The sequence below is a fragment of the Phytohabitans kaempferiae genome, from assembly GCF_042433955.1.
In the GTDB taxonomy this organism is placed as follows: Bacteria; Actinomycetota; Actinomycetes; order Mycobacteriales; family Micromonosporaceae; genus Phytohabitans; species Phytohabitans kaempferiae.
Genome location: NZ_JBHLUH010000077.1, coordinates 192,317 through 214,831, shown reverse-complemented (window position 1 = coordinate 214,831; position 22,515 = coordinate 192,317). Strand labels below are relative to the sequence as shown.

The 22,515-nt window shown below is 70.6% G+C and carries 24 protein-coding genes; 20 read left to right on the top strand and 4 right to left on the bottom strand.

The features are described 5' to 3' along the window. The first annotated feature begins 11 nt into the window (after positions 1 to 11). The 13 genes from ACFFIA_RS35750 to ACFFIA_RS35690 all read left to right on the top strand — a co-directional run bounded on the left by ACFFIA_RS35750 (position 12) and on the right by ACFFIA_RS35690 (position 13,423). Positions 12 to 734 (top strand): ABC transporter ATP-binding protein, encoded by a 723-nt coding sequence (locus ACFFIA_RS35750; RefSeq protein ID WP_377260305.1) that lies wholly within the window; start codon positions 12 to 14, stop codon positions 732 to 734. After that, a complete protein-coding gene (locus ACFFIA_RS35745; RefSeq protein WP_377260059.1) occupies positions 725 to 2,461 on the top strand; it encodes an ABC transporter permease in 1,737 nt (578 codons plus the stop codon). The genes ACFFIA_RS35750 and ACFFIA_RS35745 overlap by 10 nt, the downstream gene beginning before the upstream one ends. Positions 2,462 to 2,486: 25 nt before the next feature. Further along, positions 2,487 to 3,020, top strand: coding sequence for a flavin reductase family protein (locus tag ACFFIA_RS35740; RefSeq protein ID WP_377260057.1), 534 nt, complete (start codon positions 2,487 to 2,489; stop codon positions 3,018 to 3,020). A 171-nt stretch (positions 3,021 to 3,191) separates the two neighbouring features. Beyond that, complete coding sequence (locus ACFFIA_RS35735) at positions 3,192 to 3,539, top strand: DUF485 domain-containing protein (protein ID WP_377260055.1); 348 nt, start codon at positions 3,192 to 3,194, stop codon at positions 3,537 to 3,539. After that, the gene (locus ACFFIA_RS35730) at positions 3,536 to 5,212 is read left to right on the top strand and encodes a monocarboxylic acid transporter (protein ID WP_377260053.1); all 1,677 of its coding nucleotides are present in this window, start codon (positions 3,536 to 3,538) and stop codon (positions 5,210 to 5,212) included. Before ACFFIA_RS35735 ends, ACFFIA_RS35730 begins: the two co-directional genes overlap by 4 nt. A gap of 164 nt (positions 5,213 to 5,376) precedes the next feature. After that, the gene (locus tag ACFFIA_RS35725) at positions 5,377 to 6,378 is read left to right on the top strand and encodes a UDP-glucuronic acid decarboxylase family protein (RefSeq protein WP_377260051.1); all 1,002 of its coding nucleotides are present in this window, start codon (positions 5,377 to 5,379) and stop codon (positions 6,376 to 6,378) included. 71 nt (positions 6,379 to 6,449) lie between these two features. Further along, the gene (locus tag ACFFIA_RS35720) at positions 6,450 to 7,679 is read left to right on the top strand and encodes an LCP family protein (protein ID WP_446686992.1); all 1,230 of its coding nucleotides are present in this window, start codon (positions 6,450 to 6,452) and stop codon (positions 7,677 to 7,679) included. Positions 7,680 to 7,910: 231 nt separating this feature from the next. After that, positions 7,911 to 8,984, top strand: coding sequence for an LCP family protein (locus ACFFIA_RS35715; RefSeq protein WP_377260303.1), 1,074 nt, complete (start codon positions 7,911 to 7,913; stop codon positions 8,982 to 8,984). 184 nt (positions 8,985 to 9,168) lie between these two features. Further along, the gene (locus tag ACFFIA_RS35710; RefSeq protein ID WP_377260047.1) at positions 9,169 to 10,077 is read left to right on the top strand and encodes an LCP family protein; all 909 of its coding nucleotides are present in this window, start codon (positions 9,169 to 9,171) and stop codon (positions 10,075 to 10,077) included. A gap of 34 nt (positions 10,078 to 10,111) precedes the next feature. Then, a complete protein-coding gene (locus ACFFIA_RS35705) occupies positions 10,112 to 10,447 on the top strand; it encodes a rhodanese-like domain-containing protein (RefSeq protein ID WP_377260045.1) in 336 nt (111 codons plus the stop codon). Positions 10,448 to 10,544: 97 nt separating this feature from the next. Next, positions 10,545 to 12,002, top strand: a complete 1,458-nt coding sequence (locus ACFFIA_RS35700) for a sensor histidine kinase (RefSeq protein WP_377260043.1) — start codon at positions 10,545 to 10,547, stop codon at positions 12,000 to 12,002. Positions 12,003 to 12,029: 27 nt separating this feature from the next. Further along, entirely contained in the window at positions 12,030 to 12,485 is a 456-nt protein-coding gene (locus ACFFIA_RS35695) for an ATP-binding protein (protein WP_377260041.1), read from the top strand. A 53-nt stretch (positions 12,486 to 12,538) separates the two neighbouring features. Continuing rightward, positions 12,539 to 13,423, top strand: coding sequence for a DUF5926 family protein (locus tag ACFFIA_RS35690; protein WP_377260039.1), 885 nt, complete (start codon positions 12,539 to 12,541; stop codon positions 13,421 to 13,423). On the opposite strand, the gene ACFFIA_RS35685 is transcribed toward ACFFIA_RS35690, so the two are convergent. Next, a complete protein-coding gene (locus ACFFIA_RS35685; protein ID WP_377260301.1) occupies positions 13,420 to 14,628 on the bottom strand; it encodes an arginine deiminase in 1,209 nt (402 codons plus the stop codon). The two genes, ACFFIA_RS35690 and ACFFIA_RS35685, sit on opposite strands and share 4 nt — an antisense overlap. A 161-nt stretch (positions 14,629 to 14,789) precedes the next feature. On the opposite strand from ACFFIA_RS35685, the gene ACFFIA_RS35680 reads away from it, so the two are divergent. The 4 genes from ACFFIA_RS35680 to pheA all read left to right on the top strand — a co-directional run bounded on the left by ACFFIA_RS35680 (position 14,790) and on the right by pheA (position 17,906). After that, a complete protein-coding gene (locus tag ACFFIA_RS35680; RefSeq protein ID WP_377260037.1) occupies positions 14,790 to 15,542 on the top strand; it encodes a hypothetical protein in 753 nt (250 codons plus the stop codon). A gap of 109 nt (positions 15,543 to 15,651) precedes the next feature. Further along, complete coding sequence (locus ACFFIA_RS35675) at positions 15,652 to 16,110, top strand: PAS domain-containing protein (protein WP_377260035.1); 459 nt, start codon at positions 15,652 to 15,654, stop codon at positions 16,108 to 16,110. A 100-nt stretch (positions 16,111 to 16,210) separates the two neighbouring features. Then, positions 16,211 to 16,741 (top strand): hypothetical protein, encoded by a 531-nt coding sequence (locus ACFFIA_RS35670; protein WP_377260033.1) that lies wholly within the window; start codon positions 16,211 to 16,213, stop codon positions 16,739 to 16,741. Between the two features lie 214 nt (positions 16,742 to 16,955). Then, a complete protein-coding gene (gene pheA, locus ACFFIA_RS35665; protein WP_377260030.1) occupies positions 16,956 to 17,906 on the top strand; it encodes a prephenate dehydratase in 951 nt (316 codons plus the stop codon). A 2-nt stretch (positions 17,907 to 17,908) separates the two neighbouring features. Here pheA and ACFFIA_RS35660 read toward each other — a convergent pair whose 3' ends face one another. The 3 genes from ACFFIA_RS35660 to ACFFIA_RS35650 all read right to left on the bottom strand — a co-directional run bounded on the left by ACFFIA_RS35660 (position 17,909) and on the right by ACFFIA_RS35650 (position 19,562). Further along, the gene (locus ACFFIA_RS35660; RefSeq protein WP_377260027.1) at positions 17,909 to 18,628 is read right to left on the bottom strand and encodes an AIM24 family protein; all 720 of its coding nucleotides are present in this window, start codon (positions 18,626 to 18,628) and stop codon (positions 17,909 to 17,911) included. 79 nt (positions 18,629 to 18,707) lie between these two features. Beyond that, positions 18,708 to 19,070, bottom strand: coding sequence for a metallopeptidase family protein (locus tag ACFFIA_RS35655; RefSeq protein WP_377260024.1), 363 nt, complete (start codon positions 19,068 to 19,070; stop codon positions 18,708 to 18,710). A 63-nt stretch (positions 19,071 to 19,133) separates the two neighbouring features. Continuing rightward, the gene (locus tag ACFFIA_RS35650; RefSeq protein WP_377260021.1) at positions 19,134 to 19,562 is read right to left on the bottom strand and encodes an OsmC family protein; all 429 of its coding nucleotides are present in this window, start codon (positions 19,560 to 19,562) and stop codon (positions 19,134 to 19,136) included. A gap of 47 nt (positions 19,563 to 19,609) precedes the next feature. Here ACFFIA_RS35650 and ACFFIA_RS35645 point away from each other — a divergent pair, with 47 nt between their 5' ends. The 3 genes from ACFFIA_RS35645 to serS all read left to right on the top strand — a co-directional run bounded on the left by ACFFIA_RS35645 (position 19,610) and on the right by serS (position 22,362). After that, on the top strand, positions 19,610 to 20,176 hold the full coding sequence (locus ACFFIA_RS35645; protein WP_377260018.1) for a hypothetical protein: 567 nt from the start codon (positions 19,610 to 19,612) through the stop codon (positions 20,174 to 20,176). Positions 20,177 to 20,281: 105 nt separating this feature from the next. Continuing rightward, the gene (locus ACFFIA_RS35640; RefSeq protein ID WP_377260015.1) at positions 20,282 to 21,094 is read left to right on the top strand and encodes a hypothetical protein; all 813 of its coding nucleotides are present in this window, start codon (positions 20,282 to 20,284) and stop codon (positions 21,092 to 21,094) included. Positions 21,095 to 21,105: 11 nt separating this feature from the next. Then, positions 21,106 to 22,362 carry a serine--tRNA ligase gene (gene serS, locus ACFFIA_RS35635; RefSeq protein ID WP_377260012.1) on the top strand — a complete coding sequence of 419 codons (1,257 nt, stop codon included), beginning with the start codon at positions 21,106 to 21,108 and terminating at the stop codon, positions 22,360 to 22,362. Positions 22,363 to 22,515: the final 153 nt, after the last annotated feature.

Here is a 22,515-nt window from a genome sequence, read left to right as displayed (position 1 = left end):
CGGTCCGGGGGATGGTCAAGCGGTTCGATGCGAAGGTGGCCGTGGCCGGGGTCGACCTGGACGTGCCGGCCGGCTCGTTCTACGGCCTGCTCGGCCCCAATGGCGCCGGCAAGACGACGACCCTCTCGATGGCTGTCGGGCTGTTGCGGCCGGACGCCGGCGCGGCCTGGGTCCTGGGGCACGACGTGTGGGGCGACCCGGTGCGGGCCAAGGCGCTGCTCGGCGTGCTGCCCGACGGCGTACGCCTCTTCGACCGGCTGAGCGGCGCCGAGCTGCTCGCATACAGCGGACTGCTGCGCGGCATGGACCCCGCGGTGGTCGACCAGCGGGCCAGGGAGCTGCTCGACGTGCTCGCGCTCGCCGACGCCGGCCGGACGCTGGTGGTCGACTACTCGGCCGGCATGAAGAAGAAGATCGGGCTCGCCTGCGCGCTTCTGCACGCGCCGCGCCTGCTGGTGCTCGACGAGCCGTTCGAGGCGGTCGACCCGGTGTCGGCCGCGCTGATCCGCGACATCCTGCACCGGTACGTGGCGGGCGGCGGCACGGTCATCTTCTCCAGCCACGTGATGGAGGTCGTCGAGCGGCTCTGCACGCACGTCGCGATCCTGGCCCAGGGCACCATCAAGCGGGTCGGCACGATCGACGAGGTACGCGGCGGCCGCTCGCTGGAGGACGTGTTCGTCGAGGTGGTCGGCGGGCGTACGGCCACGGGCGAAGAGCTGGCATGGCTGTGAGCGAGCCGCCGCCCGCAGACCCCACAAATTGGGGCGGCACGGAAGGCGCGCACACCGCCCTCGCGGAGCGAGGGCCGGCATCACTGACCCAGCGGCAGCCCTCGGTCGCGCTCTTCGTCCGGCTCAAGCTGCGGGTCACGGCCAACAACATGCGCGGGAAGGGATGGCGGATAGCGCTCTTCCTGATCGGGCTGGTGATCGGCCTCTGGTGGTCGGTCACCGCCGGCCTCCTGCTCGCGGCGCCCGGCTTCGCCGACGACCTCGACGCGGCCGTGCTCGTCTCGGCGCTCGGCGGGGCGCTGCTCGTCGTCGGTTGGGTACTCCTGCCCCTCGTCTTCTTCGGCGTGGACGAGACGCTCGACCCGGCCCGCTTCGCCCTGCTGCCGCTGCGCCGCCGCACGCTCGTCACCGGTCTGCTGGCCGCGGCCCTGATCGGCATCCCGGCCGTCGCCGCCGTGATCGCGACGAGCGGGCTGGTCGTCTCGGCGGCCCTGCTCGGCGGCTGGGGCGCGGCCCTCGTGCAGGTGGTCGGCACGGCTGCAGGTCTGCTCGTCTGCGTATCGGCGAGCCGTGCGGTGACCAGCGCGTTCGCCACGATGCTCCGGTCCCGCAAGGTGCGTGACCTGGCCGCCATCCTGCTCGCCTGCCTCGCCGCGCTGCTCGCCCCGGCGCAGCTCGGCGTGATGGCGCTCGCCGAGAACACCGACTGGGACCGGCTGATCGGCCCGGCCCGCGTGCTCGGTTGGACCCCGCTCGCGGCGCCGTACACGATGGGCATCGACGTCGCCGAAGGGCGGGCTTGGGCCGTACCCCTGAAACTGCTCATCGCCGGTGCGACCGTCGCCGGGCTGCTGTGGTGGTGGTCGCGGACGCTGGAGTCCGCGATGGTGGGCGCGGAGAGCGCGGGGCCGACGAAGGCCACGGCGGAGGAGAGTTCCGCCTCGGCGGTGGCGCAACTCTTCCCGCGCGGCATGGTGTGGCTGCCGCGCAACCGCTACGGCGCGCTCGTCGCCCGGGAGGCCCGCTACTGGTGGCGGGACGCGCGGCGGCGGTCCGGCCTGATCACGTTCGCGGTGATCGGTGTGGTCATGCCCGTGATGATCAACCTCGGCTCGGGCGGGCTCGCCGGTGCCACCTCGGCGCTGGTGATCAGCCTGACCATGGTGTTCGTCGGCGTACTCGCCGCGGCCACGCTCGCCAACCAGTTCGGCTACGACGGCAGCGCGTACGCGGCGAACGTGGTGGCCGGCGTGCCCGGGGCGGTGGAGCTGCGCGCCCGGCTGGTGGCGTTCACCGTGTACACCGGCCCGCTCCTGCTGGTCATCGCGGCGATCGTGGCGGCCTTCCTGCGCGAGCCGGGCTGGATCGGCGTGATGATCGGCTCGCTCGGCGCCGCGTACGGCTCGGGGCTCGCGGTCAACCTCTTCCTGTCGCTGCACGGCGCGTACGCGCTGCCCGAGACCTCCAACCCGTTCGCCATCAACACCGGCTCCGGCGTGGCGAAGAGCATGCTCAGCCTCCTCGGCTTGGTCGGGGCGGCGGCGGTGGCGATCCCGGTCGTGGTGGTCACCGCGCTCGCCGGCGAGGCGGCGGCGTGGCTGTGGCTGGCCGCACCGGTCGGCATCGCGTACGGCGTGGGCGCCGCCTGGCTCGGCACGTACCTGGTCGGCGACATGCTCGAACGCCAGATGCCCGAGCTGCTGCAGGCCGTGACGCCGAGGCGCTGAGCGGTCAGTCGCGGTATGAACGAAGATGGTTAACGTGATCCCTCCCGAGCCCGGGGCCAAGATCCACGGCACCGACCCCTTCGCCACGCCCGCGGAGGCTCGCTCGCCGGTGCGCCAGCTGCGCGGCCGCCTGGCCTCCACCGTGACCCTCTGGACCGCGCCCGGCCCGGCCGGCCTCACCGTCTCGTCCACCGTGGTCGCCGGCGGCGAGCCCGGGCGGCTACTCGGCATCATCGACGACGAGTCCGATGTCTGGGCCGCGGCGAGCACCGCCGGCCGCTTCGCCGTCGCGCCGCTGACCGACGCGCACAAGCAGCTCGCCGACCGCTTCGCCGGCATCCTGCCCGCGCCCGGTGGCCTCTTCCGGGGGTACGACTGGACGGACACGCCGTACGGCCCGGTCCCCGCCGACGTTGGCACGTGGGTCGGTTGCCGGCTGGACAGCTCCCGCGAGTTCGGCTGGGGGCTCCTGGTCGAGGCGACGATCGAGGCGGTCGAGGTCGGGCCGGACGAGTCCCCTCTGATCCACTTTCGGGGCCGCTACCGGGAATTGCGGTAGCGCCCGTCCGACACCTACCGGTAACCGGCGTGATCCACGTCACTCGGCGCAGGCAGACAACCGTTCGGCGCAATCGACGACCGTGATCGCGGTCACGGGTTCCGTCGCCCGTACCGACCTTCTTACGGTCCAGCCGACACCCGCCTACGCCTGTGAAGGTGGTGAACTCGCATGACGACGGATACCCCCGCTCCCGCTTCCACGGCTTCCGAGCGGTACCTCGAGGTCCAGCGGTCGGAGGACTTCACGACGCTGCGCAAGACCCTGCGCGGCTTCATCTTTCCGATGACCGCGGCCTTCTTTCTCTGGTACGCGCTGTACGTGATCCTCTCCGCCTACGCCCGCGGATTCATGGACACCAAGATCGTCGGCCACATCAACGTGGCGCTCGTCTTCGGCCTGCTCCAGTTCGTGTCCACGTTCCTGATCGCGTGGCTGTACTCCCGGTACGCGGCCCGCCGGGTCGACCCGCTGGCCGACAAGATCGCGCACGAGCTCAAGGAGGAGGACGCCGCATGAACCAGATCGTCCTCGCGGCGGAGGCGGGCAACAGCACCGCCCGCACGCTGACCATCACGCTCTTCCTCGTGTTCGTGGCGGCGACGCTCGCGATCACGGTGTGGGCGAGCCGCCAGACCAAGACGGCGACCGACTTCTACGCCGGTGGCCGCTCCTTCTCCGGCTTCCAGAACGGCATGGCGATCGGCGGCGACTACATGTCCGCCGCGTCGTTCCTCGGCATCGCCGGCCTCATCGCGCTGTACGGCTACGACGGCTTCCTGTACTCGATCGGCTTCCTGGTGGCGTGGCTCGTCGCGCTGCTGCTGGTCGCCGAGCTGCTGCGAAACTCGGGCAAGTACACGATGGCCGATGTGCTCGCGTTCCGGATGCGGCAGCGCCCGGTGCGTACGGCGGCCGCCGTCTCCACGATCACCGTGTCGATCTTCTACCTGATCGCCCAGATGGTCGGCGCGGGCGCGCTGGTCGCGCTGCTGCTCGGCATCCGCCCCGGCACCACCTTCCTGGGTATGGACGCCGACGCCGCCAAGATCGCCACGATCATCCTGGTCGGCGCGCTGATGATCATCTACGTCACGGTCGGCGGGATGAAGGGCACCACATACGTCCAGATCGTCAAGGCGTTCCTGCTCATGGGCGGCGCGGCGCTGATGACCGTACTCGTGCTGGCGAAGTTCAACTTCAACCTCTCCTCGCTGCTCGGTGCCGCCGCGGACCAGTCCGGCAAGGGCGAGGCGTTCCTCCAGCCCGGCCTGTACTACGGCGTCGAGGTCGCCAACAACGCGACCCAGACCTTCTACAACAAGGTCGACCTCTTCTCGCTGGGCATCGCGCTGGTACTCGGCACCGCCGGCCTGCCGCACATCCTGATCCGCTTCTACACGGTGCCCACCGCCCGGGCGGCCCGGCGCAGCGTGCTGTGGGCGATCGGCATCATCGGCACCTTCTACCTCTTCACCCTCGCGCTCGGCTTCGGCGCGGCGGCGCTGGTGGGCGGCGACGCCATCCGCGAGCAGAACGCGGCCGGCAACACGGCGGCGCCCCAGCTCGCCGAGCAACTCGGCATCGACTTCCTCGGTGGCGACACCGGAGGGGCGGTGCTACTCGCGGTCATCGCCGCGGTCGCCTTCGCCACGATCCTGGCGGTGGTGGCCGGCCTGACACTCGCGTCGTCGTCGAGCCTCGCGCACGACTTCTACGCCAACGTCATCAAGCGGGGCCAGACCTCGGAGAAGCAGGAGGTGAATGTGGCCCGGATCGCCGCGTTCGCCATCGGCGCGATCTCGATCGTGCTGGCCCTCTTCGCCCAGAGCCTCAACGTGGCCTTCCTGGTCGCGCTGGCCTTCGCGGTGGCCGCCTCCGGCAACCTGCCGGCCATCCTCTACAGCCTCTTCTGGAAGAGGTTCAACACCTCGGGCGCGTTGTGGGCGATCTACGGCGGCCTGCTCTCCGCCGTGGTGCTGGTCTTCTTCTCGCCCGTGGTGTCGGGCCGGCCCAACTCGATGTTCCCGGATGCCGACTGGCAGTGGTTCCCGCTGTCCAACCCCGGCATCATCTCGATCCCGTTCGGCTTCCTCTGCGGCTGGATCGGCACGATGCTCTCCAAGGAATCCGACGAGGAGAAGTACGCCGAGCTGGAGGTGCGCTCCCTCACCGGTGCGGGCGCGCACTGACGAACCCGGCGTTCCTGACGGACCCGCGCGGCCTGCCCACAGTCGCGCGGGTCCGTCCCGTCCCGGCGGTCCGCGGCCCGCTTCGAGCGCTCGGCGAAGCCCCGGCGCCGCTGTCGGGGTATGTAGGGACGAGGCTGCGGGTATCAATCGGTAGGCTTGCGCTCATGGTCGTAGTCCCGCGATTCGGAGCAGGTCACCGCGTCCTCGTCACCGGGGGTGCGGGGTTTGTGCCGTCGCACCTTGTCGACGCGCTGCTCGCCCGTGGTGCCAGCGTGGTCGCCGTCGACAACTTCGTGACCGGGACCAAGGACAACGTGGCCCACCTGGCCGAGCACTCCGGGTTCGCGCTGGTCGAGGCCGATGTGGCCGACGGGCTGCCCGACCATCACCCCGCGCTCGCCCAGCGCTTCGACGCCATCATGCACATGGCCTCGCCGGCGAGCCCGACCGACTTCGCCACGCTGCCGATCGAGATCCTGCGGGTCGGCTCTCAGGCGACGCTCCACCTGCTCGACCGCGCGCTCAAGGATGGTGCCCGGTTCATCCTCGCCTCCACCTCCGAGGCGTACGGCGATCCCAAGGTGCACCCCCAGCCCGAGTCGTACTGGGGCAACGTCAACCCGGTCGGCGTCCGCAGCGTCTACGACGAGTCCAAGCGCTTCGCCGAGGCAGCCACGATGGCCTACCACCGGCACCACGGGCTCGACGTCGGCATCGTGCGCATCTTCAATACGTACGGGCCGCGCATGCGCCCCGACGACGGCCGGGCCGTGCCCACGTTCATCACCCAGGCGCTGCGCGGCCAGCCGATCACGCTGCACGGCACCGGCTCGCAGACCCGGTCGATCTGCTACGTCGACGACCTGGTGCGCGGCATCCTGCTGCTCCTCGACTCGACCGAGACCGGGCCGATCAACTGCGGCACCGAAGACGAGTTCTCGATGCGCGAGCTGGCCGAGCTGATCATCCGGCTGACCGGCAGCGACTCGGTGGTCACCTACCTCCCGCGCACCGCCGACGACCCGGAGATGCGCCGCCCCGACCTGACGCTCGCCCGCACGCGCCTCGGCTTCGCCCCCAGTGTGGGAGTCGAAGAAGGGCTGCGCCGCACGATCGAGCACTTCGCCCAGCGTGTCGGCAAGGTGAGCGCCCACCGCGTCGGCTGAGACTCCCGGGTTTGTGCCGCCTCGGCGTTGGCTAAGAGGCGGATTCGTAATCCCGACCTACCCTGAGTTCTATGGCAGCGACCAGGTCTCCTTACGGCGGCAGCTCCGGCCGAGCGTCCGTTCCGGGCATGAAGCAGCCCGATTCAGGACGAATCTCCGGTCGCGCACACGTGCCTGGCAGGGCGGCCCCCGGAAGGCCACGCTCCGCTGGATCTGGCGGGCGGGGGCCTGGTGGTCCGGGCGGACCCGGTGGGCCGGGCGGCGGGGTCTACCCCGGTGGTCGCAAGCCGCGCCTGCGTCCGCGCTGGGGCCGGATCGCGCTGGTCGCCGGCATCGCGGTGCTGGTGCTCGGCGTGCTCGGCACGCTGGGCGCCTGGGCGTACGTCAACAGGCTGGATGACGACCTGGCCCGCACCAATCCGTTTTCCGAGCTCACCGGTGGGCGGCCGGTCAAGACCGTCGACGGGACGCTCAACATCATGCTGGTCGGCAGCGACTCCCGCGACCCGGACGCGCCGGTCGACCAGGGCAGCGAGTGGCGCGCCGACACGATCATCGTGATGCACATTCCGTCGAGCCACGACAAGGCATACCTGGTCTCCATCCCGCGCGACCTGTACGTGCCGATCCCGGAAAGCGCGGGCGCCGACTGCGGCAGCGGCCAGCGCGCGAAGATCAACGCGGCCTTCGCCTTCGGCGGCCTCCCCTTGGCGGTACGCACGGTGGAGTGCTTCACCGACGTACACATCGACAACGTGATGGCGATCGACTTCGCCGGCTTCAAGGAGGTCACCGACGCGCTCGGTGGCGTCGACCTGACCGTGGAGCGCACCATCACCTCGATCCACAAGCCCTACCGCACCTTCCACAAGGGCGTCCGGCACATGAACGGCGAGCAGGCGCTCGACTGGATCCGCCAGCGCAAGCAGTTCCCCGAGGGCGACTTCGCCCGGATGCGGCACCAGCAGGAGTTCCTGCGGGCGCTGATGGACAAGGCGGCGAGCACCGGCACGCTCACCAACCCGAAGAAGCTCAACTCGTTCCTCAAGGCGACGACCGACGCGGTGACGGTCGACGAGGGCTTCTCGTTGATCGACATGGCGATCCAGTTCCGCAGCCTGCGCGGCGAGAACCTCCACTTCGTCACCAGCCCGCACAAGGGCAGTGAGACCATCAACGGCGAGTCGGTGGTGGTCTCCGACCGGGAGAATGCGCTGGCCATGTACAAGGCGATGGCCGCCGACAAGATGGACGAATGGGTAGCCGCCAATGCCTCCCCGGCACCGAAACCGGGTAGTTGATCGATAGCGGTCGGTGGCGTAGCTGGATGTTTGCCGCTACGCCATCTGCTGTTAACCTTCCATATCCCCGGCGGCTGTATCTTGCGCGCTGGACCTGACCCCCGGCGATCGGACCTCAGAATGCAGGTGGAGCGCGGCCAGAGGCGCCCCGGCACGGACGTCCCCGCTCCGCGCAAACGTCGGCGGGACCCACTGTGGGCACGGCTGACGGTCATATTCGGCGCGGTGCTCATGATGATGAGCGGCACCGCGATCGTGGGCGCCCGAGTCGTGATCGGCAGCGCGACCTCCAAGATCGAGACCACCAACCTGCTCGGCGGCGCCGCGGCGGCGGCCGCCCAGCCCGGTGGCAACAACATCGACGGCCCGGTCAACCTGCTGCTGGTCGGCATCGACGCCCGGCCCAAGGGCAGCTCCGAGACGGCCGTGCTGGCCGACACGATCGTCGTGCTGCACATCCCCGCCTCGCACGACCAGGCCTACCTGGTCTCCATCCCGCGCGACTGGCGGGTGCAGATTCCCGCCTATCCGAAGACCGGCTACGGCGGCTCCACCGAAAAGATCAACTCCGCTTTCTCGTACGGCTACCAGGGCGGCGGCACCGAGCTGGAGAAGCGCGCCCGGGGAGTGGACTCGCTCGCGCAGACCGTCCACTCTCTCACCGGCATCAAGTTCAACGGCGCGGCCATCATCGACTTCGCCGGCTTCGAGTCGGTGGTCAAGACGCTCGGCGGCGTCAACATGTGCGTCTCCGAGCGCGCCGAGTCGATCCACCTGGGCATCGACAAGAAGGGCAAGATCTACAAGCTCTGGTACAAGGAGGGCGTCGGCATCCAGGATCTGCCGCCGGGCGCCAAGCCGGTCGTGCACGAGAAGGGCTGTCGCCGGATGTCTCCCGAGCTGGCCCTCGACTACGCCCGCATCCGCAAGAGCCTGTCCGACGGCGACTACGGCCGGCAAAACAACCAGCAGCAGCTCATCAAGGCCATCGCCAAGGAGGCGACGAGCAAGGGCATCATCACCAACCCGCTCAAGCTCAACGACGTCATCAAGGCGGCCGGCAAGGCGTTCGTGCTCGACACTCAGGGCATCCCGGTCGAAGACTTCATCTTCACGCTGCGCGGCGTCGCGGCCAACGACCTGGTGATGACCCGGACAAACGAGGGCAAGTTCAACACCGTGAAGATCGGCGGGGTTGAATACCAGCAGCTCACCGAGAAGTCGATGGACATGCTGGCGGCGGTGCGCGACGGCCGGCTCGCCGAATTCGTGATCGCCAACCCCGGGTTCGTCTCCAAGGCGTAGTCCACTTTCTCGCACATCGCCGCGTACTCCGCAAATCGGACCTTAGGCTGGCCTCAGGAGCCCGCACCTTGGTCCGGGAGGAGCGACGTCCAGCAACGAACAGGAAGCCACGGCACCGGAGGCACCGGGTCAGCCGAGGGCTCCCCGCTGGGCGAAGGCCGTACTCGGCGTCGGAATCTCCCTGGTGCTGGTCTCGGCGCTCGGCGGCGTGGGGCTGCACCTGCTCGTGGAGCGCTACGAGCGTTCGGTCGCCCAGGAGCGGCTGCTCGACGAGCAGGCGCGGCAACGACACACGGCCACGCACGGCCCGCTCAACTACCTGCTCGTCGGCTCCGACCTGCGGGAGGCCGACCCGGGAAGCGGGCAGCGGGCGGACACGATCGTGGTGGCGCACATCCCGGCCGGGCTGCGCCAGGCGTACCTGATCTCGATCCCGCGCGACCTCCAGGTGCGGATCCCCGGCCACGGCACCGACAAGATCAATGCCGCCTTCCAGTACGGCCGCGCGCCACTGCTCTCCGCCACCCTCACCCAGCTCACCGGCGTCAACTTCGACGGTGCCGCGATCATCGACTTCGCCGGCTTCCGCCGCGTGGTCGACCTGCTCGGCGGCGTGACGATGTGCGTCGACACGCGTACCCGCTCGATCCACACCGGACACACCTTCGATCTGGGCTGCCAGCAGATGTCCGGTCCGGTGGCGCTCGACTACGCCCGCCAGCGGTACGACCTGCCGGCCGGTGACTTCGACCGGCAGCGGCACCACCAGCAGCTACTCAAGGCGATCATGGTCAAGGCGACCGACCAGGGCCTCGCCACCGACCCGATCAAGCTCGACCAGCTCATCCGGGCCGTCGGCGCCTCGCTGACCGTGGACACCAACGGCGTACCCCTCCAGGACCTGATCTTCGCGATGCGTGGCCTGCGCGGAAACGACCTGGTGGGGCTCCAGATCCCGGCCCACTCGGAGACGGTGGGCGGCACCTCGTACGCGCTGCTCGACGAACCATCGGCCGGCCTCTTCACCGCACTCTCCCGCGCCGAGGTGGCCGGATGGGCGACGGCCAACCCCAAGTGGATCAACAAACTTTAGCGGCGGTACCGGTACTCCTGGTTATTGTGGCGTTGTGTTCGGACCTCACATTCCCACCGTGACCACGGCGGAGATCCCCGCCAGCGCATACCTGCTCGACGTGCGGGAGCCTGACGAGTGGCAGGCCGGCCACGCGCCAGGTGCCCACCACATGCCGATGATGGACATCCCCGTGCGGCTGTCCGAGCTGCCCACCGAGGGCGACATCGTCGTGGTCTGCCGCTCCGGCGGTCGTTCCGGCCAGGTGGTGGCCTACCTCCTCGGCAACGGTTGGGACAACGTCAGCAATCTCGTTGGCGGCATGCAAGACTGGGCCGCCAGCGGCCGCGCTCTGGTCAGCGAGGATGGTCAGCCGGCTCGCGTGCTGTGAGGCGTGGGATACCGCGGCAGACCGGGACGGGCACTCTGTGCGATCCGCGAAGTCCGGCGATAGCGAAACGGGAGTCCCACAGGGCAGACTCTGATCCATGCCGGAGAGCCCTGACTACGCCGCTCTGATCGCCGGCCAAGCCGTCGTCATCGAGATGGCCAACTCGGGCGCGTCCGGGCTGCCGATGGTCGGCCACCTGCTGGGTCTTGGCCAGCGCGCACTGCACGCCGACGGCATGGCCTTCGTGGAGTACGGGCCGTCCGGCGGCCGGATCATCGCGGCGAGCGGGGCCACCGACTGGGCGCTGGGCCGGCCGGTCGACCCGGGCGATCCCGCGGTCGTGCGACTGATCACCGGCCCGCCCAGCAGCGACCTGCCGGTCGAGGCGCTCGACGGCGCGCTCGCCCTCCAGCTCCGCGCCCGCGGCGTCCACCGTGCCATCCACGCGCGCACCGAGATCGGCGGCGCGACGATCGGCAGCCTGTATGCGTACTTCGCCGATCGCGCCGGTGCCGCCACCGAGCACCACTCGCTGATGACCTACCTCGCGAGCTGCATCGCCCACCTCTACGGCGACCAGGCCGGCCTGCCCACGCACGGCAACGGTCCGGTCGTGGCCGCGCTCGCCGACGGTCTCGCGGTGGTCGACCGCGATCTGCGCATCCGCTTGTGGAATCCGGCCGCCGAGCAGGTCACCCGCATCCCGGCCGACAAGATGCTCGGCGAGCGGCTGCCCTTTCCGGTGCCCGCGCCCGGCCAGGTGCTCGACCACCGGCTCGACGACGGCCGCTGGCTGAAGATCACGGCGGGCGAGCTGCCGGGGGCGTACGAGTCGCGCGTGGTCACCTTCCGCGACACCACCGACCAATACCGGCGCGATCACGACCGCGACCTCTTCGTCGCGGTGACCAGCCACGAGCTCCGCACGCCGGTCACCGTCATCAAGGGATACGCCGACACGCTCAGCAACCACTGGGGTTCGCTCTCCGAGCTCGACCGGCTTGAAGCGGCCCGCGTGATCGGGCTGCGCGCCGGCGAGCTGGCCCGCCTCGTCGACCGGCTGCTCTCCGCCGCCAATGACGGGGGTCAGGTGGGCGGGGCGCCGCCCACACCGTTCGACCTCGTCGATGCCCTGCGCACCGCGGCCGGCGCGCTCCCCGCCGACCTGCGTCGCCGCCTCGTCCTCACGCTCCCCGACGACCTGCCCAAGGCGCTGGGCGACCGGGCCAGCATGACGACGGTGCTTACCGAGCTGGCGACCAACGCGGAGAAGTACTCCAATCCCGGCACGATCATCGAGGTCACCGCCGAGGCGGAGGAACGCACGGTGGTCTTCCGGGTTAGTGATCGCGGCATCGGGGTACGACCGGAGCACGTCGAGCGGGCCTTTGATCGTTTTTGGCAGGGCGAGCAGGGAGACCGGAGGAGGTATCCAGGGACCGGTTTGGGCCTCTATCTCGTTAGAAGGATCGTTGAGCGACAAAACGGGTGGGTATCCCTCCGTCCTCGCACCGGGGGCGGTACCGTCGCAGAGGTGCGACTCCCGCGCGGATAGGTGAGGGCAGGAGGCACGATGGTCTCGATGGCAGTGGCCGAGCGAGCCTGGTGCGTGGTCATCCCGCATCACCCCCGTGGCGCGCGAATCGCCCGGCAACGCCTCACCACCGAGCTGCGCGGTGCCGTCCATCCCACTCTCCTCGCCGATGCCGTCGCTGTGCTCGCCGAGCTGGTCGGCAATGCGGTGCGCCACGCCAGCCCGCTGCCCGGCGGCGTCGTACGGGTCGCCTGGCGGCTGCGGCCTGCCGGTTCCGTGGTGGGGGTCGAGCGCGACAGCGTGGAGGTGCGGGTCACCGACGGCGGCGCCATGACCGAGCAGCCGCGGATCCGGGCCATCGCCACCGACGCCATCGACGGGCGCGGGTTGAGCATCGTCGCCGCGCTCGCCGACCGGTGGGGCGTCGACCGCGACGGGCTCGGGCAGAGCGTCTGGGCCGAGCTGTCGAGCAGTTTCGTCCACGAACGGCGGGAAAGTCCGTGATCGGCCGCGCCTTTGGCCCCACGCCGCGCTCGTAGAGCCTAGGCTGGTGCGCCGTGAGTAAGCGTCGAAAGAACTCCCGGCCCGCCGAGGCCGCCCCCAAGCGCCAGAAGCTGCGCGACGTGTTCGTACCCCGCCCCTTCGAGGGCCTGGCCGACGAGGCCGAGTGGATCGCGCTGCGCGAGCTGGTCCCGGCCGCATCGGCGCCCCTTCAGCTCACGCCCGAGCTGGTCAAGCAGTACGGTGAGCGGTCGGTCACCCTGGCCACCGTGCTCCCGATGGCGTGGCCCGCGATGACCAAGCCCGACGGCCGGGTCTTCGTCGGGCTCCAGCGCCACGTGCAGTCCGGCGACATCTCGCGCGACCTCGCGGTGGCGATCCTCTCCGCGCTGGAGACCGAGCCGGGCGGCACCGTCGCCGTGCCGGCCCTGCCCGGCCAGGGCCCCCGCCTCCAGGACATCCTGGTCGACGGCGCGCTCGACGTGACCATGCACGACACGTTCGAGTTCTGGCTCGACGCCGACGCGGCCGACGACCCCAACGTCAAGGCCTCGCTCGAGCGCGCCAACGCCTCGATCTACCCCACCGTGCGGCTGGCGGCGGCCAAAGCGGCGTACTGGTGCCGCGTACCCGAGAAGGGTCACGTGCGCTGGGTCCTGCCCGACGACGAAGACGCCGCCCTCAACGCCCTCGCGCGGCTCGCCGGTGTGGGCGAGCTGCTGCTGGGTGACGGCACGAAGTTCGCCGGCATGTTCCGTGCCCACGGGCGCCTGGTGCCGGTGTGGGACATCCCGCGCGAGCCGGAGGCGGCCGAGTGGGAGGCGCCCGTGGCCGACTTCGCCAAGCGGTACGCCGACGCGCTCGCCGACGACAGCCAGCTCGACTCGGCCGCCCGCCGCGCCAAGCAGGGCCTGCTGGGCCGCCAGTTGACGTTGCGCTAGCGCGCCGGCTTCAGCGGGTCGCGGACCATCGGGCACGACATGCACCGCGGCCCGCCCCGGCCGGAGCCCAGCTCGGAGCCGGGGATGGAGATCACCTCGATGCCCGCGCGTTCGAGCTGGGCGTTGGTCTCCACGTTCCGCTCGTACGCCACGCAGAGGCGCGGCTCGATCGCGAGCGTGTTGTTGCCGTCGTCCCACTGCTCCCGCTCGGCGGTGACCGGGTCGAGGCCGGTGTCGATGACCCGCAGCGCGTCGAGGTCCATCGCGTCGGCGGCGGCGCGCAGAAACGGCGCCGGGCCGTCCACCTGCGGCTCGCCGTCCTCGCCCGCCACCACCGTGTACGCCACGAGGGCGTCGGCCACATTCGGGTACATGAGCACGGCATCGACGTCGACCATGGTGACGATCGTGTCGAGGTGCATGGTGGCCCGCTCCTGCGCGATCGGCACCACCAGGATCGTGTGTGCCAGCCCGTCGGCGAACGCGCGCCGGGCGAGCCGCTCAGCGCCGGCGGGAGTGGTCCGCTCCCCCACGCCGACCGCCATGACGCCCGGGGCGAGGAGCAGTACGTCGCCGCCCTCCACCGGTTCGAGCGCGGGCTCGTACACAAGTTGGGTCCCGGCGAAGCGCGGATGGTGCCGGTAGATCGAGTGCAGCAGCGTGGTCTCCCGCCGCCGCGCGGGCATGGCGAGGCTGCTCACCGCCGCACGGTCCCGTACCCAGGCCGAGGAGTCGCGCGTGAAGAGCAGGTTCGGCAGCGGGTCGATGATGAAGTCGTGCTGGTCCATCAGCGCGTAGACAAGCCCGCCCGTGCGACCCCGCAACTCCTCGTGCGCGAGGCCGGCGATGAGTACGTCGGCCAGCCCCACCGGGTCGAGGTAGGCGAGGTGGTGGGCGACCCGCCGGCGCAGTGTGTCGCCCAGCCGCGGGTCGGCGAGCACCAGGTCGGTCAGCTCGGCCCGCGCCTCGCTGATCGCGAGCGTCTCGCCGAGCAGGGAGCTGAGGTAGAGCACCTCCACGCCGCGGTCGCGCAGGGCGCCGGCGAAGGCGTCATGCTCCTCCTGCGCGCGACCGACCCACGGGATCGCGTCGAAGAGGAGTGAGTCGCTGTTGCGGGGGGTCAGCCGCGCGAGCTCGGGCCCCGGGCGGTGGAGGAGCACTGTGACAAGTCTTCCAACCTCGCTGTCCACGTAATGGGCCACAATGGTCAGCGTATCCAGTCAGGTAGCACCATCTGACAAAAGAGGCGGGTCGTGAATGCGGCATTCATCCCCACTCACTCCCCCGTCACTCCTTCTTGAGTACCCGCCCAACCACGTACCGTAGTGAAACCACAACTAGAGAGACCTTTTGCCGGAGGTCCGTGATGAGCGTTTTCCCCGCGCGTCGTGCTGTCCCCCCGCAGCGGGCGCTACCCCCCGCTGGCCAGTCCCCCACCGGGGATGGTCAGCCCGCACTCCTCGAAGCGGTTCGACCAACCCCAATGGAGTGGGCTCGTAGGCGGCGCGCCGAGCGCGGTGCCCGGCGCGTGGAAGCCGCCGGCGCCCGCGCGCTCACCCGACTCGACCACCTCGGCCCCGCGTGGCACGTGGTCGACTGGCCCCGCACCGATGTGCCGGCGGCCCCGTTCGTCGACATCGACGGCCGGGCGCGCGACGAGCGGGCCGGCTTCCTGGCGATCGGGCCGAGCGGCATCTTCGCCGTCACCGTCGCCGACCACGGCCGCGCCCGCGTGATGATCGCCGGCGACGTGGTGCAGATCAACGGCAAGCGCCCGGCATACTTCGCCGAGGCCCGCCGCGACGCCAAGCGTGCCGCCAAGGCGCTCTCCGCCGCGGTCGGCCTGACCGTGCCGGTCACGCCCGTGCTGACCTTCGTCGGGTCGGGCCAGATCAGCGTCTACGGCCTGCCCAAGGACTGCCTCGTGGCGACCCATCGGGAGCTCGACCGCCTGCTCGTCGCCGGCGGCCAGAAGATCTCCCCCGCGACGGCGGAAAAGCTTTCCCAGGTCGCCCGCCACCCGTCGACGTGGCTCAACGCTCCGTACCGGTCGGCGGCCAACTACCGGTGGTACGAGGACGGCCGAACGGCCGCTGACAAGGGGAGCGTCCGGCGGTAGCGTCCCAGCCAGCCGTACCGGGCAAACCCGTCGGAAAGATCGGGGTCGGCGTTCTTCGTCGAAACCGGTTAGCGTAGCGGTTGGCCGGCGGAGCGTATTGGAGGCGCGGGTGGCGCACGTCGAACTCTCCATCTCGGAAGCGTTCGTGCCCGAAGCTCGCGCTGCCACACGTGCGGAGCAGGTCAGCAGCCTCGACCTGTGGGCGCCCACCGTTGCGGCGGCTGGCGAGCCGTGCATGCTGATCGATGACGAGATGGCGATCGTGGCGGTCTCCGAGTCCGCCTGCCAGCTCCTGGGCCTGGGCTCCCCGGCCGACGCGGTCGGGGAGAGCCTGCGCGACGGAGGGCTCCGCCTCGTCGACTTCACCCAGGCGCGCACCGAGCTGCCCGGGACGGAGATCGAGAAGATTCCGCCGCTGCTCGCCATCTCGTCCGGTCGGCTGGCCCGTGGGCTGCTGCGCGTGCAGCCCGGCAATGAGGGCGGGGCGGCCACCGTCGACGCGATCGCCACGCCCTTGCACGACGACGGCACGGTGTCCGGGTCTCTCACATTCTTTTGCGAAGTCTGAGAGCACGCCCTCGATCGCCGTGTAACGGCCGTATCCGCCTACTATGGACCTCGGCCACCTTCGGCTGTCCAACGACGCCCGTTGATGTTCGAGGAGCCGCGTGCCTGCCCACGCCCGCGCCGCCCGTGCCGGCGCCGCTGTGATCGCCGTTGCCGCGCTTGTCGCTGCCTGCGGCCTCCCGCCTGAGCTGCGTGATCCCCCAGGCAGCGTCGTCCCCTCGCCCAAGACCGCACCGCCCACATCATCGCCACCGCCGCCGGCCGCCGACCTGCCGCCGACCGCCTCGGCCACGGCTACGCCCACGTTCGGCGAGGCCCGGGCGACGATGTGCAACGGCCAGCCGAGTGCGACCCAGGTGATGGCCCTGCTGCGCCGCACATCCGGGATGCTCCCCCGCGGCACCGAGGCCGCCGTCCGCTCGGACACCCCGATCTGCGCCGGCACCTGGCAATACACCGTGATCACCCTGAGCGGCCGCGATCCGCTGCTGGTGGTCACCCGCGGCGCGCCCAGCTCGCTCACCCTCGTCACCGCCGGCACCAACGTCTGCAACATCCCCGTGCGCACCAGCGCACCGGCCGGCATCCGCGTCGTCGCCTGCGAAGCGGGCCCGGCGCCCGGCACGATCTAGGGTCGGCCTGCACAGGGGTCCGCGCCCGCCGCACGCCGGCCATGCCCTTGTGAAACAGGCGTAGATCAGAGACAGATTCGAGCTACCGCGCTGTCCGTCGCGGTCCAGATCGCTGCTCCCGCAGCCTCACCCTCCGCAGTCCCACAACCGGCCGGCCCTGTGGACCTCGCCCGCGCGCCCACAAGATCCATCAACAGGCCCTAGGCTGGTGGTCATGCCGGGCGTGCCACCTACCCACTTCATGTTCCTCGGTCCCGAGGCGACCTTCACCGAGCAGGCGCTGCTCACCCTGCCCGCAGCCGTGCGTGGGAGGCGCACGCCGGCGCGCAGCGTCCCCGAGGCGCTCGACGCGATCCGGTCCGGCGAGGCGGACGCGGCGCTCGTACCGCTGGAAAACTCCATCGGCGGCGCGGTGGGCATCACGCTCGACGAGCTGATCGACGGCACGCCGCTGGCGATCACGCGCGAGGTGGTGATCCCGGTCGAGTTCGTGCTCGGCGCGCGCGAGCCGATCGCGTTCGACCAGATCCGCACCGTCGCGGCCCATCCGCAGGCGTCCGCCCAGTGCCGGGGCTGGCTGCGCACGCACCTGCCCGAAGCCACCGTGATCGACGTGCTCTCCAACTCGGCCGCCGCCATCTCCGCCGCCAAGGGGGAGTACGACGCGGCCATCTGCGCGCCCATCGGTGCCGATCGCTACCAGCTCTCGCTGCTGGCGGAGAAGATCTCCGACCACCCCGACGCGGTGACCCGCTTCATCCTGGTGACCCAGCCCGGGACGCCGCCCGCGCCGACCGGCGACGACGTCACCTCGCTGGCGATCTTCATCTCGCACGACCGGGTCGGCGCGCTGCTCGCCGTACTCATGGAGCTGGCGGTGCGGGGCATCAACCTCACGCGCATCGAGTCGCGGCCCACGGGCGAGCGGCTGGGGCGATACGCGTTCTTCCTCGACTGCACGGGCCACGTCGCCGAGGACCGGCTCGGCGAGGCGCTTCAAGGGCTGCACCGGGTCTGCGCCGACGTGCGCTTTCTGGGGTCCTACCCGCGGCACCGGGCCTTCGATGGCGACCGGCCGGTCCCCGCGCCGGCCGGACTCTCCGATGTGGACTATGCCGACGCGGCGGCCTGGCTGGCTCGCATCCGCGCCGGCGACCTCACCTGACCTCAGCTGCCGAGCAGGCCGCCCAGGCCACCGCTCTGCTGCTGGCCGCTCCCCTGCACCGGCGGCTCCTCCGAGGGCTGCACGACGACGAAGCCCTGCCCCGCGAAGCTCATCGTGAACGCCTCACCCGTGCGCCGCCCCAGCAGCGTGCCGAGGCCAAGCTGCTCGGCACGGTGGTAGCCGGTCTGGAGGCTGGCCGACCAGCACACCGCCGCCTGCGGGTCGACGAACGTGGGCTGGTCGACGTTGAGCACGACCGGGTAGCCCTTCGTCGTGATGGCGATCCGCCCCTGCCCGCTGAACACGCAGTTGAACAGGCCGGCGGCGGAGAGCATGCCCATGCCCTGCACCATCTTGATGTCGTACTGGAGCGACGAGTCGAAGGCCAGCACGCTCGAACCGTTGATGGAGAGGGCATCGCCGTGCTCCAGGTCGATCAGGTGCACCTCGGCCGCGCTGTCGGCGAGAAAGACGTCGCCGCGTCCGGTCAGCTTCATCAGCGGTACGCCCTCACCGGTCAGCTTCTGCTTCAGAAACTTGCCGATGCCGCCGGAGCCGAGCGCCTGGAACTGGACCTGGCCCTGGTAGGCGACCATGGCACCGGTGCGTGCCATGCACTCGCCGTTGAGCTCGATCTTCAGCATCTTGGAGTTTTGCAGCCGCATGCCAGGCTGCGCCGACTCCTTCTCGAGGTTTTCCGCAGAGAACAACGCGCTACGCATGCCTGGGAGGGTAGGCCGCGCCGGCAACAGTGGATCTGGGCCGTTTGGCGAGTTTTCCCAGCCAGGAGGCGGGGGCGGCTCAGCCCCAGCCGAGCTCGTGTAGGCGCTCGTCGTCGATACCGAAATGGTGCGCTATCTCGTGCACGACGGTGATCGCTACCTCCTCGACCACATCGTCTTCGCTGTCGCAGATGCGCAGGGTCGGGTTGCGGTAGATGATGATGCGGTCGGGCAGCACGCCGCCGTAGTCCCAGCCTCGGCTGGTGAGCGCGTATCCCTCGTAAACACCGAGCAGCTCCTGCTCGCCCGGCGGCGAGTCGTCCTCGACCAGGATCACCACGTTGTTCATGAGGCGGAGCAACTCTTCGGGCACCTCGTCGAGGGCCTCGCTGACCAGCTCTTCGAACCGCTGCCGGCTCATCTCGACGGGCACAGCATTCATTCTGCCCGAAGGGCATGGTGACCGACGGCGCCGGAGAGCCGGCGCCGTCGGTGAAGGCGAAGGTCAGCCGAGCTGAGCGGTGAGCGTGATCTCGGCGCCGGGCGAGAGCAGCCGGGAGATGGGGCAGTTTGCCTTGGCACCCTCGGCGAGCTTCAGAAACTCGGCCTCGTCGATGCCCGGCACCTGGCCGACCGTCTCAAGGTCGACGCGGGTGACCGTGAAGCCGGCGTCGGTCTTGTCCAGGTGCACCTTGGCGGTCGTCTCGACCGAGTCCGGCGGGAAACCGGCGTCGGCGAGGCCCTTCGAGAAGGCCATCGAGAAGCAGCCGGCGTGCGCGGCGCCGATGAGCTCCTCGGGGTTGGTCCCTTCCCCCTCCTCGAAGCGCGACTTGAACGAATAGTTCCCTTCCAATCCACCCTTACCGGTGCGGATGGTGCCGGAACCCTCGGTGAGATTGCCCTGCCAGCGGGCAGATGCGGTGCGGATAGGCATGAGCCCGACGCTAGCCCAATCGGCACCGCGATGCGACGATCCCGACTATGACCCGGAAGGTTGCGTTGGTGGGTGGCGGCGCGCTCGCGGTGGCCGGGTTCGGGCTGGCACTACTGGCGCTCGCGGTGCCCTGGGCGCGCTACCGGCTGGCGGTCGACATCCCGATGGCCGGCGCCGACCTGGACGAGTCGGGCGGCATCGCGGTCTTCCAACTGGAGCTGGGCTGGTGGTACGTCATCGCCCTCTTCGCGGTCCTCGGCCTGGTCGCGGGCGCGGCGGCGGCCACCGGCAGCGCGGCGCGGGCGGCCGCGGTGGCGGGGCTCGCGATGGGCGTCGTCGGCATGCTCACCGCCAACCTGGTCGGTGCGCGGGCGGCCGGCTCCTCGGTCGACACCGTCGTGAGCGGGCTCGCCATGGTCGACGTCCGCGCGTCCCGGGGCCCGGGGATCGGCTATGGCGTCGCGGCTCCACTCGTACTGGCGCTGGGCGGTGCCCTCCTGTCCGTCCGCAACAAGCGAGAGTTCCGCACCACGCGAGAGTTCCGCACCACGCGAGAGTTCCGCACCACGCGAGAGTTCCGCACCACGCGAGAGTTCCGCACCACGCGAGAGTGATGCCTATCCTGGGTGAGGGCCGGCCCAGGAGGTACGCGATGCGGACAGCGATGTCGGGACGCGCGTGGTCATGGTGAGCACGCTGGAAGAAGAGGGCCACTAGCCATGTCGCAGGAGCCACAGGCCGACATCGGCGCCCGGACGGACGAGGCGGCCGTCGTGGAGTTCGGCGCCGACGAGCCGGTCCGCGGGCGCCCCCGCATCTCGCAGGTCCTCACGGGCGTGCGCCGCGACTGGCGGCTCGTGCCCATGGTCGCCGGCCTGGGCGCGGTGGCCATCTTCGCCTCGATGGTCGGCGAGTGGCAGGTCACCACGTTCACAGGACAAGACTTCATCGGCCCCGGCCAGTCGGTCCAGCCGACCACCGCCGGCATCGCCGAGCTGGGCGGCTTCGGCACCGGATACCTCATCGGGGTTTTCGTGATCGTGGGCTGCGTCGCGCTGGTGCTCTTCGGCCGTCCGGCACTCCGCGACCAGGTGCGGATCCTCGGCCTCACCGCGGCCGGCGTGCTGGGGGCGGTCCTCGTCAGCGTCGCCGTGTGGCTCGACGACAACAGCGCGGCGTTCGCGGCGGCCGACATCTTCGTCGGCCCGCAGGGCCCGCCCTACGAGCTGGCGTACGGGCGCGGCCTGACCATGGCGTTCCTCGGCGTCGCCGGGCTCGCCGCCGCGTTGCACCTGGCTGGGCGCCTCATGCCCACGCCTCCCGCCCAGCCGGCCGTGGCCCCCGCGACCGCCGATGCCGAGCCGCCGCCGGCACCGGAGGAGCAGCCCGACTGGCCGTGGCGGCGGCCCCGGGCGGCCCGGGAGTCGGCCGAGGCCGACACCGATCTCCCTCCGCCGGCCGACCTGACGGTGGGGCCCACCGCGCCTTTCCTACCCATGCCCGACGGCAAGAGGGACCCACACACCCCGTAGGCTCGTATGTCGTGATTGACCTCCGTCTGCTTCGCGACGACCCCGCCGCCGTACGTGCCAGCCAGCGAGCCCGCGGCGAGTCCGAGTCCGTTGTCGACGAGCTGCTGCGCGCCGACGAGGAGCGCCGGGCGGCCGTGCAGGCGTACGAGTCGGTGCGTGCCGAGCAGAAGTCGCTGGGCAAGCAGGTGTCGCAGGCCAAGGGCGAGGAGAAGGCCGCGCTGCTGGTCCGTACCAAGGATCTGTCGGCCGAGGTGAAGACGGCCGAGGCGACCGCCAACCAGGCCGAGCAGGCACTGCGCCAGGCCCAGCTCGCGGTCCCCAACATCGTCGAGTCGGGCGCGCCGGCGGGCGGGGAAGACGACTACGTCGTGCTGCGTGAGGTCGGGCAGAAGCCGGAGCTGGAGAGCCCGCGCGACCACCTGGAGCTGGGCGAGGCGCTGCGCGCGATCGACATGGAGCGCGGCGCGAAGGTCTCCGGCAGCCGCTTCTACTTCCTCACCGGCGTGGGCGCCCTGCTGGAGATGGGCCTGCTCCAGCTGGCGATGGCGCAGGCGGTGGAGTACGGCCTGAGCCCGGTCATCCCGCCCGTGCTGCTCAAGCCGGAGTCGATGGAGGGCACCGGCTTCCTCGGCGCGCACGCGAGCGAGGTCTACCGGCTCGAGGCCGACGACCTCTTCCTGGTCGGCACGAGCGAGGCGCCACTGGCCGCGTACCACTCGGGCGAGATCCTCGACCTCGAACAGCCGATCCGCTACGCCGGCTGGTCGACCTGCTTCCGCCGGGAGGCCGGCTCGCACGGCAAGGACGTGCGCGGGATCCTGCGGGTGCACCAGTTCAACAAGGTGGAGATGTTCACCTTCTGCCGGCCGGAGGAGGCGCACGACGAGCACCTGCGGCTGCTCGCCTGGCAGGAGGAGATGCTCGCCAAGGTCGAGGTGCCCTACCGCGTGATCGACGTGGCGGCCGGCGACCTGGGCACGAGCGCGGCCCGCAAGTACGACTGCGAGGCGTGGGTTCCGTCGCAGGGGCGCTACCGCGAGGTGACCTCGACCTCCAACTGCACCACCTTCCAGGCGCGGCGCCTCGGTGTCCGCTACCGCGACGCGGATGGCAAGACCCACACGGCCGCCACGCTCAACGGCACGCTCGCCACGACCCGCTGGCTCATCCCGATCATGGAAAACCACCAGCAGCCGGATGGCTCGATGCGCGTGCCGAAGGCGCTCCAGCCCTACCTCGGCGGCCGTGACGTGCTCGAGCCCCGATAGCCGGCCTCACACATGATCCACCTTCGCCTGGCGAAGTACATCGTGACGTCGCACGAAAGTCATGGATGAGTCGCGGTCGGTGAGGTACGGTTGCTCCCCCGCCGGTGCCGGAGCGGATTCGCCGCCCTGGTCCCGGCCGGGTGAGGAGGGACC